General features: G+C 35.9%; 14 protein-coding genes. 4 read left to right on the forward strand and 10 right to left on the reverse strand.

The window, feature by feature from the left end:
* Positions 1–52: 52 nt before the first annotated feature.
* The 7 genes from H131_RS22445 to H131_RS22475 all read right to left on the reverse strand — a co-directional run bounded on the left by H131_RS22445 (position 53) and on the right by H131_RS22475 (position 3,481).
* Complete coding sequence (locus tag H131_RS22445) at positions 53–436, reverse strand: hypothetical protein (protein WP_010861434.1); 384 nt, start codon at positions 434–436, stop codon at positions 53–55.
* 85 nt (positions 437–521) lie between these two features.
* Positions 522–1,265, reverse strand: a complete 744-nt coding sequence (locus tag H131_RS23320) for an N-acetylmuramoyl-L-alanine amidase (RefSeq protein WP_010861435.1) — start codon at positions 1,263–1,265, stop codon at positions 522–524.
* On the reverse strand, positions 1,262–1,672 hold the full coding sequence (locus tag H131_RS22455; protein ID WP_010861436.1) for a phage holin family protein: 411 nt from the start codon (positions 1,670–1,672) through the stop codon (positions 1,262–1,264). The genes H131_RS23320 and H131_RS22455 overlap by 4 nt, the downstream gene beginning before the upstream one ends.
* Before the next feature lie 61 nt (positions 1,673–1,733).
* Complete coding sequence (locus tag H131_RS22460) at positions 1,734–1,919, reverse strand: hypothetical protein (protein WP_010861437.1); 186 nt, start codon at positions 1,917–1,919, stop codon at positions 1,734–1,736.
* A 33-nt stretch (positions 1,920–1,952) separates the two neighbouring features.
* Positions 1,953–2,141 (reverse strand): hypothetical protein, encoded by a 189-nt coding sequence (locus H131_RS22465; protein WP_010861438.1) that lies wholly within the window; start codon positions 2,139–2,141, stop codon positions 1,953–1,955.
* A 12-nt stretch (positions 2,142–2,153) separates the two neighbouring features.
* Positions 2,154–2,447: a hypothetical protein gene (locus H131_RS22470; protein WP_010861439.1), complete on the reverse strand. Its 294-nt coding sequence runs from the start codon at positions 2,445–2,447 to the stop codon at positions 2,154–2,156.
* On the reverse strand, positions 2,447–3,481 hold the full coding sequence (locus H131_RS22475; RefSeq protein ID WP_010861440.1) for a hypothetical protein: 1,035 nt from the start codon (positions 3,479–3,481) through the stop codon (positions 2,447–2,449). Before H131_RS22475 ends, H131_RS22470 begins: the two co-directional genes overlap by 1 nt.
* A gap of 424 nt (positions 3,482–3,905) precedes the next feature.
* On the opposite strand from H131_RS22475, the gene H131_RS22480 reads away from it, so the two are divergent.
* The 3 genes from H131_RS22480 (at position 3,906) to H131_RS22490 (ending at position 5,075) form a co-directional block, all read left to right on the forward strand.
* A complete protein-coding gene (locus tag H131_RS22480; protein ID WP_010861441.1) occupies positions 3,906–4,244 on the forward strand; it encodes a hypothetical protein in 339 nt (112 codons plus the stop codon).
* Positions 4,241–4,606, forward strand: coding sequence for an integrase (locus tag H131_RS22485; protein ID WP_010861442.1), 366 nt, complete (start codon positions 4,241–4,243; stop codon positions 4,604–4,606). The genes H131_RS22480 and H131_RS22485 overlap by 4 nt, the downstream gene beginning before the upstream one ends.
* Positions 4,607–4,763: 157 nt before the next feature.
* Positions 4,764–5,075, forward strand: a complete 312-nt coding sequence (locus H131_RS22490; RefSeq protein WP_010861443.1) for a tyrosine-type recombinase/integrase — start codon at positions 4,764–4,766, stop codon at positions 5,073–5,075.
* A gap of 80 nt (positions 5,076–5,155) precedes the next feature.
* On the opposite strand, the gene deoD is transcribed toward H131_RS22490, so the two are convergent.
* On the reverse strand, positions 5,156–5,863 hold the full coding sequence (deoD, locus tag H131_RS22495) for a purine-nucleoside phosphorylase (RefSeq protein ID WP_010861444.1): 708 nt from the start codon (positions 5,861–5,863) through the stop codon (positions 5,156–5,158).
* A 115-nt stretch (positions 5,864–5,978) separates the two neighbouring features.
* Positions 5,979–6,200, reverse strand: a complete 222-nt coding sequence (locus tag H131_RS22500) for a YozE family protein (RefSeq protein ID WP_010861445.1) — start codon at positions 6,198–6,200, stop codon at positions 5,979–5,981.
* A gap of 273 nt (positions 6,201–6,473) precedes the next feature.
* Here H131_RS22500 and H131_RS22505 point away from each other — a divergent pair, with 273 nt between their 5' ends.
* Complete coding sequence (locus H131_RS22505) at positions 6,474–8,312, forward strand: methyl-accepting chemotaxis protein (protein ID WP_010861446.1); 1,839 nt, start codon at positions 6,474–6,476, stop codon at positions 8,310–8,312.
* Between the two features lie 351 nt (positions 8,313–8,663).
* Here the strand turns inward: H131_RS22505 and H131_RS24855 are convergent, their stop codons facing one another.
* Positions 8,664–8,837, reverse strand: a complete 174-nt coding sequence (locus H131_RS24855; RefSeq protein ID WP_010859240.1) for a hypothetical protein — start codon at positions 8,835–8,837, stop codon at positions 8,664–8,666.
* Positions 8,838–8,975 lie beyond the last annotated feature (138 nt).

The following is an 8,975-nucleotide window of genomic DNA, read 5'->3' on the forward strand; positions in this document are numbered from 1 at the left end:
AACAATTGGGGCGCAGTTCATTACTAGGGTTTTAATTATAAAAATGCTGCTTTTATAAAGTTTTATATTTATCTTTGAATCGAATTTTTTTATTCTTCCTTAATATTTCAAATAATGCAACTGCAACAATTATCCATGTAAAAGGACTTTTTATTGAAATTCCTACTTGAGATACTCCTCCTAAAATTGTGAGAACGAAAACAACAATAATCAAGTATGACATTGAAGCAATATTTACATAAAGATCTGTTTTATTAGTATCTTTCCTTTTACCGCCGACCAATAAACCGAGTAAAAATGTACACAGCATTAAATACATAAGAAGATTCTGTGGTATATCAATAATATTAATTAATTTAGGAAAAAAATCATAAATCATTAATAAAGTTAGTACAAGGTGTATACAAATAAAAATTAAATAATATAGTTTAGACAACCTTCCACCTCCTTCTTTCCATATTTGCCTAATATTATAAATTTCGAGCACCCTTAATATTACACAATATTCATATTTTTCGCAATCAAGAAATGGTAATAATTGTGATTTGCGCAAGTCCTGCTGCTTTTATTTTATTTTCAGCACTTCTGGCTGCTTCATCACCAGTAAATGTACCTGTCTTCACACGCCATTTAGTGCCATCTCGCTCAATGTAAGCTACCCAACCAAAACGATGCTTTAGTACATCTAAAACATTTTCAGCAGCTTGTAATGTGCTATATGTGCCTGTCATGACGCGATATTTATTATTGTCTGTAACTGGCTTTTGTTGCTGGGTATTGCCTGTACAATTAGCAACCATCACAAGAAACTGTGACCATGAAATTTTACCTTCACGCATATTACGGGGGCAATTTTTACCGCTAAAGTGATTGTGCTGGACAACATTTTTAATCGATATGTTTTCATCTTTCATGATTTTAGCAACTAGCTCTGCTGTATTTTGCATTGCCTTATGATAGTTACCATCACTATTGACGCAAACCTCGATTTGGATTCCTTCGTTATTTCCTGTATTACTTCCAGCAGCCCAACATTTCCAAGAATGTTCAAATGATTGCACTGCCTCCTTATCATCAACTGTGTAATGCCAAGATGCTGAACGACTATTACCATTGTATTGTAATCGTGCATGTGCGTCTGCATCGGCTCCTGAACGTGTATTATCTGTTTCATGAACAACGATATATTTCTTTTTATTACCTTTACCATACGTGACTTTATTCGCTTGTGAGTCAGTCAATAATTTTTTTCGAATTGTACTCATTTTGTTTCTCCCTCTCCTGTTTTATCTTTTACAATTGATAAAATGTTTTTAATGAACTCCGATGTTGGTAAGCCCATTTTCGTGCCGTTCTCCGTGATAGAAATAAATTCGAGTACACAGAATGCAATGGCTGCACCATCACCTGCATACTCGATACCTGGTATCACTAATGCTAGTAAATACACTGAGCTGACTAGCATTAGATAATAAATTTTTCTTATGATGCCATTGAAACCTACACGGCTGTTTAAATTTTGATTAATAACCCCACTCATAATTCCCGTAAAATAATCAATCGCCATGAATCCAATTAAAACAGTTACGGCCATTCCTAGACCGTCAACCGAATAAGACACCAACGTGCCAATCATTCCCATTCCACTTACTGCAGCGATCCATTTTTCCATTACAACACTTCCTTTTTTGCATAATAAAAGCCCTCCACAATTATCTGTGGAAGGCGTAAAATCAAATATATTTTTGAAAATATTTTAGTTCTTCATTTAGCGTATCAATCGCCTTTAGAATATTTTTAAAGTGTTTATCATCATGTAGCGCAACATATTTATCTTTCGTAATTTTATTTAATTCGAAAAAGGCATTACCTAAATTGCAATCAAGCTCATTAATTTCATCTAGTTCATCATTCGTCATGGTACCACCCCATTTTTAGCATAAAAAATAACGCTAAGCTTCTGCTTGCGTTTCGTCTGTTACTTTATTTTGTTGTTCATCCATCAAAGCGCATAACTTCGTATACTCGCCTTGGCTAACTTGCTTATTTAACATAAGTAAACTTAATTGAGTGCCCATTGTTTCAAAGTCACAACTTGGACTAATGATTAATAACTCTGCAGCACGATAAACAATATTCATATTTGTTCCTCCCTACACTCCGATATTCTTCATTGCTATTAACACTTCTGTATTTAATAACGTTTTTGCCTGCATTTCTTCTAGTGTTGATTTTGGTTCCGTTGGTTGTTCAATGATTGGTGGTTCTTCTACCGATGGGAATGGTTCATAATAAAAAGAACCGTCTTCAGCTCGGCGCAGAATACCTTCGCCCTCTGGTAAACTAGATACTTGAATAATGTCAGATTGCATCCATCCAGGAACTGCATTCAAATCAGTAAACACAGTGAATGACCCATCTTCGTTTTTGTATAAATAATACATCATTAATCAATAACCTCCTTATAATGTGAAATAATGTTCGCATCGCCCAACTTAGCAAACAGTCTACTATGAACCTTCAAATATAAATCTTCATCTTTAATATATGCAAATGTCCCTAAGGTGAATTGTCTAGTCATGCTTGTGCCATTTAGTGCTTTAAGTGCAGGTACATAATACAGTTCCCGTATCCATGTTTCGCCTTCTCTGATAAAACGAAGTAAATTATCATAACCATTACCATTTAGTTCGTAACCGGCGACAGTGTATGGTTGCGTGTATATTTGTTTACCAGTTTGATAATCAAACGTTAGGAAACTATCAGCTTGGTTAGTTGCTAGTTGTTGATGTAATGCCAAAGTATCAATATTCATAACAGATATTGACGCATTATTAGAAGACCCGAACGATAATAGTATGAAATTTTTACCGTTTTCGGAATATTTATAATTCCATTGAGAAAATCCACCCGGCGACGAACCAACTATACTGTTGCCCGCAACATTGTTAAAGGGTTTATTTGACGGTACAAATTGTTTCTTCTCTATTGTGTATAGGGAGCTATGATTGGTGTATATCACGTATATAAATTTATCATCACCAAAGAAAGCCTTAGCTGGTGGTGAAAGCTCCCCACCAGCCCAATGAGCTAAGGTAACGTAAGCGAAATTTGTAGGCACTCCTAAACCATCAAACGCTAATTGGAAAACCCATAAGTAGATGTAAGTATTCGATGATAGAAAGAAATAAGAACCTTGACACACTATATCTCCAACTAACGCATCATTATCTCCAAATGACGAACCCCCATTTTGACGTATAACCGTAACATATTTGAATGTTGTTTTATCCATAACTGCATAACATACACTTCCACTTCCACTAGCAGCTGTGATCCCCCGAACATATAAATATTTTGAATCGGCGAACCAGTTACCGCCGATAAAGCTGAAATAGTTTGGATTGTTGATTTCCTCAGCATGTATTACCTCTAAGGTATTCATGTCAATAAATGCTAAAAATTTTGATGTTTGAATCATGTGAATATTATTCCACAGATGTATACGTCTCATTAGTCTAATATCGTACGTCGGCAATGTTGGGAATTTAAGCTCGTACGATTGTTGTAACGGGTCTAAATATCCATCTCCGTAACCATCTTTGAATTAAGTGGCTTAAACAATGACGACATAGTGGTATTTAGCAACGGAGATAACGAGTACTCTGTAAAAAGAATATTTATTGACACAGAGAACGCTGAAGTCATATTTAGTCCAGATTCATGCGATAGGTCATTTAGGCAGTATGTAATAAGTTTAGAAAATTTCGAGAGTTCTATTAGGATACATGGCAAGGTTGTAAAATACTTCACGGATCCATGTTTTTGATTACAAACGTTTGTAATTAAAATTTAAGAGTGGCTCATCCGCTGCTCTTTCTTTAATCAGGAAAGGAGAAATAATCATGGCAAGTTACAAAGAATTGGAGCCAAATAAAAATGGCAAACCCCGCATAAAAATAACTGTTGAACTCGGATATGATGAAGAAAAATGTAAACGCATAAGAAAATACAAAAATGTCACATTAAATAGTCTATTAGAACGTACTATCAAAAAAGCAATTACAGAGTTTGAAATTGAAGTTGCTAATATGGAGATTGAAAATGATATAGAGAATATTACTTTTGAACAGTTTGTACAACGTTGGATGGATGTTTATGTACGTGTCGATTTAGCAATTAAATCTAAGAATAATTATGAATCAGTTTGCGAGGAGGCATTCTTCAATATTTTAATAAAATGAAACTGTCAAAAATAAAAACATTTCATGTTGTTAATTTTTTCAAAGAAGAAAAAGAACAAGGAAAGCGTAATTTAAATGGAAAATACATGGTATTAAAAAGTATTTTTTCAAAAGCAATTGATTGGGGAGTTGTTCAAGAAAATCCAATGAAAGGAGTGAAGCGTCCATACGTTGAAAAAAGATATCGTGAAATACAATTTTATAATGAAAATCAGTTAAAACAACTACTCTCGATACTGGACCAAGTTTATCCGAAGCACCGATTACAAATTAAACTAGCAGTTTTCGGAGGTCTACGAATGACTGAAATAGCCGGTATTAGAGTTGAATGTTTAGATTACACCAACAATTCGTTATTATAGATAAAACACTTCAATATGATAAAGATACAAAACGCTTTTTTCTTGGAAACACAAAGACCAAGAGATCAAGAACCGTATTTATTCCAGAATCTTTGATGAAAGAGACAAAAGAATTTGAAAAGGAAAGAAAAAAGTTAAAGTTAAAATCAGGTGAATTATGGACACCGATGCTGACGACGAAAACAATCCAATTAACCTGTTATTTGTGAAAAGTAATGGATTTCCTTCACATCCAGACGGCATGTCTAATAGATGGAAAGAAATTGTGGACAGATTTAACTTACCACGCCTAAATTTCCATGGATTACGTCACACATATGCTTCGTATATGATTAGTAAAAATGTAAACTTTAAAATCATACAAGAACAATTGGGACATGTTGATATAAAACAAACACATAATACTTATAGTCATTTAACTGAGCGTGACAAAGTAAAAGCAAGTGACCTGTTTGACGAAATCTTATAAAATGGTCTCCTTTTCGTCGCCTTCGGTCACTTGCCTTAATTACTATTAAATTAAATACCCCTAAAACGTTGATATATCAACTAGTCTTGAATAGCCGCTTCTAACGCAACAACCATCATGTCATTGAACGTCGTTTGACGTTCTTCTGAAGTCGTTACTTCGCCAGTAATGATGTGGTCACTTACTGTTAATACAGAAAGTGCTTTACGACCAAATTTTGCTGCTAGCGTGTAAAGCGCTGCGGATTCCATTTCAACTGCTAGTACACCGTATTGAGCTAGTTTTTCATTTTGGTGCTCATCCGAGTAGAATAAATCTGCTGTGAAGATGTTCCCCACTTGTAAGTTTAACCCTGCCTCTTTACCTGCGTTATAAGCTTTTAATAATAAATCAAAATCTGCGATTGGAGCAAAATCGATAGCGCCACCCCAAATGATTTGATTCATACGCGTATCCGATGTCGCTGCTTGCGCTAAAATTACGTCGCGAACTTTTACATCTTTTTGAATTGCACCACAAGTACCAACGCGGATTAATTTTTGAACATCATATTCTTGCATTAACTCTGTTGCATAGATCGAAATAGATGGAACACCCATACCAGTGCCTTGTACAGAAATACGTTTGCCTTTATACGTACCTGTATAACCAAACATATTACGAACTTCGTTATAACAAGTAACATCCTCTAAAAAAGTCTCTGCGATGTATTTTGCGCGAAGCGGATCCCCTGGAAGTAAAATTGTGTCAGCGATCTCGCCTTTTTTTGCATTAATATGAATACTCATACTGCAATCCCTCTTTTCTGTCAGTTATCACTTTAAATGATACTGTGTTTCTCATATTTACGCAATGATAGACGTCTAGCAACTTAAAAAGAAAGAGTAGTCAAATTATTCCGACTTATCGTTCATGACCCACATATAAATCCCATAGTTCATCAAATACTTCTGTTGTTAAATTATCCGTTGCATAGGTTTCTATATATGTAGATAGCTCATCAAAATCTGAACTTTGCTTTGGAAAATTATGCTCATGAAACATCTCTTCTGCAAAACGCACCTTTTCATCTGACCAATCTCCCCCACGGAAAGTTAATACATATAAATAAAAGCTCTTTTTCATAACCAAAAAGTGCCTCCTTTTCTCTCATTTTTCTTTTCGCTAGTTTATCAAAAAAATTACAATTCGTCATAAAAAAGCTTATAGTTTCTTTTAAGTATTTTTTCCTATTACAGATAATAACATCATCTAAGATCATTTCTTATGACTATGGTCATAAAAAGATCAATTGCTATTTTATCAGAAAAATGAAAATTTTATGAAAAAATAATAGAAACATTTAGCAAAATACGATAAAATTGAAATCGACTATACAAATTTAGGAAGGTGATGGCGATGCAAAACTCTAATAATCTAAGTAGTTCAACGAAAAAACGCCCGTCTCTCTTTAAATCTAGTTTTTTCAAAAGGAAAAATCCAGATTCAAAGCATAGTAGGCCTAATCTCCCTTCTACTAAAGAAAAACGACAACGTTTTTATCATTTAATCCGCGGTAAAGTGATGATTATTTTTGCCATACTCATCCTTATTAATGCTGTAATGGGTATATTATCGTACGTCAATATTACGAATTTGCAACAGCAAATGAAAGATTTTACTGAAAAAAATGTACAAGAGCAACTAACGGTCAATCAACTTGCGTATGAAATTGCTAGACTAACCAATCTTGAACAGGCCTATTTAATCACAGGGAATGGTAGTTATTCTACTTCCTATAATATGAAAATTGATGCTATCAATAAAAAAATTCAGGCTTTACAAGAAAAGTTTTCCGACCGTGAACTGGAACTGGGCCATATGCAAGCAATTGGTCAATACTACAAAAACTACCTTGAGTACTCTAAAAAGGTGATGACAATCCGTGATGAAATTGGCCTTGAACAAGCACGTAAGCTCATGATGAACGGTACAGGGGAAACCATGAAAATCCATATTGATGATAACATTGAATCAATTAACTCTGTTATGGATGAATCCAATAAAGCAACACTAAGTAAGCTCAACGAACAAATCAAAGTTTCAAATACTACATTTTTTTTCATCTCGCTGGTCGGACTAATTGCCATGATTATTTTTGGGTATATGCTATTTAAATCATTGAAAAACAATACGTCTGCTATAAACCACTCTATCTTAGATATTGCCCAAGCTGGGGGCGATTTGACACGACGCGTCCAAGTTCGAAACAATGATGAATTCTCAACCATTGCCACATCGACAAATACACTTATCATTTCTATTTCGAACCTGATTAAACGAGTTAGCCAACTTGCTGACCACGTTTCAAGCAGTAGCCAGGAGCTAATGGCATTGGCAGAAGATAATGCCCGTACCATTCAAAATATTGCAGATACTACTGCAGATATTGCCAGTGATAGCGACAATACGATTCATAGCATGACCAGTGCACAGCAAAAAATGAGTGATTTGGAACATTCTATGCATCAGTTAACAGAACTGACGAACGGGGTACAGCAAGCCTCTCTTGCCATGCAACAAGCAGCCGACGATGGGAGCCGTTCAGTATATCAATCCTCTGTAGTTATGCAGTCTATTGAAGAAACAATGGCCTCCACTACTACTACCGTCGAGGCACTTGGCCGAAAATCTACGGATATTACATCGATTATCAGTACGATTACAGCCATATCTGAGCAAACAAATCTTCTTGCTTTAAATGCAGCAATCGAAGCTGCTCGCGCAGGTGATCACGGCAGAGGCTTTGCTGTTGTAGCCGATGAAGTTCGCAAGTTAGCTGAGCAATCTCAATCAGCTGCTAAAGAAGTAACATCCATTGTGACGTCTATTCAAGATGAAGTGTCATCGATTATTTCGCAAAATCATGAAGGGGTTATTTCCGTCATTCGAGGAGTCGAGGTGACAAATGAAACGAATCAATCGTTGTCGAATATTTTAGCGCACACCAAAGAAACGACGACCATTATTACGGCTATGGTAGAGAAAATTGCTTTGACACTTGATTATAGTAATGCAGTTGCCAGTGATTTTGTGCATATGAATGCTTTCACAGAGCAAACGGCTGCAAATACCGTTACGTCAGCTGCAGCCGCAACACAGGGTTCTGCATCCATGCAAGAAATCAACGCAGCAGCCACAGAGCTAGCTCACCAGGCAGATAGCCTCCGAAATGTCGTTAGTGAATTTAAAGTGTAACACGTATAAGAATGACTCTCCTAGGGACATTCTTTTTTATGTCATCGTGAGGAAGTAGACAGTGTCAACGAGCATTCATAGTACTTTTGTCATCATGATCATCATCTCCTTAAGTATTCTTAGCAGGCTAGGAGCAGAATTATCAGTAGGCGATACAAGTTGATTGGAGTGGAAGGCGCGACACTCCTACAGGAACAGCACGTGTTTAAAACCATTTCTGCGGCGACCCGCCGCAAAAATTAGTTGGAGCCGTGCCTGAGGAAAGGGAGTGCCTGGAACGGAAAGCAACGATTTCTTACTATTTCTTCTAAAATGAAAAAACTGTAAACAAAATCCATTTTTTGAATTTGTCTAAACGCCTAGCACAGTGTGTACTAGGCGTCGACGTGCATAGATTTGTTTCATGTCACTTTGATGACGTAAATAATCGGCTTCTTCCACATGATGCGCCCACATAGGACGTTCAATAATTTTTCGATGAGCCTTAAAATTAAAATCAATAGCCACTTCCAATATGCGTACCAAATGGTCTTCAGTCACCATTTAGTCAATTGTCAGTATGTAATTGATCTCGTGTTCGTCATCCTACCCATCACCTCAATTTTTTATAGACGTACACTAGTTGATTGGAGCGTAGGCGGCGACTTCTGCGGGAATAGCATG

Source organism: Lysinibacillus sphaericus OT4b.31 (genome assembly GCF_000392615.1).
GTDB classification, from domain to species: Bacteria; Bacillota; Bacilli; order Bacillales_A; family Planococcaceae; genus Lysinibacillus; species Lysinibacillus sphaericus_B.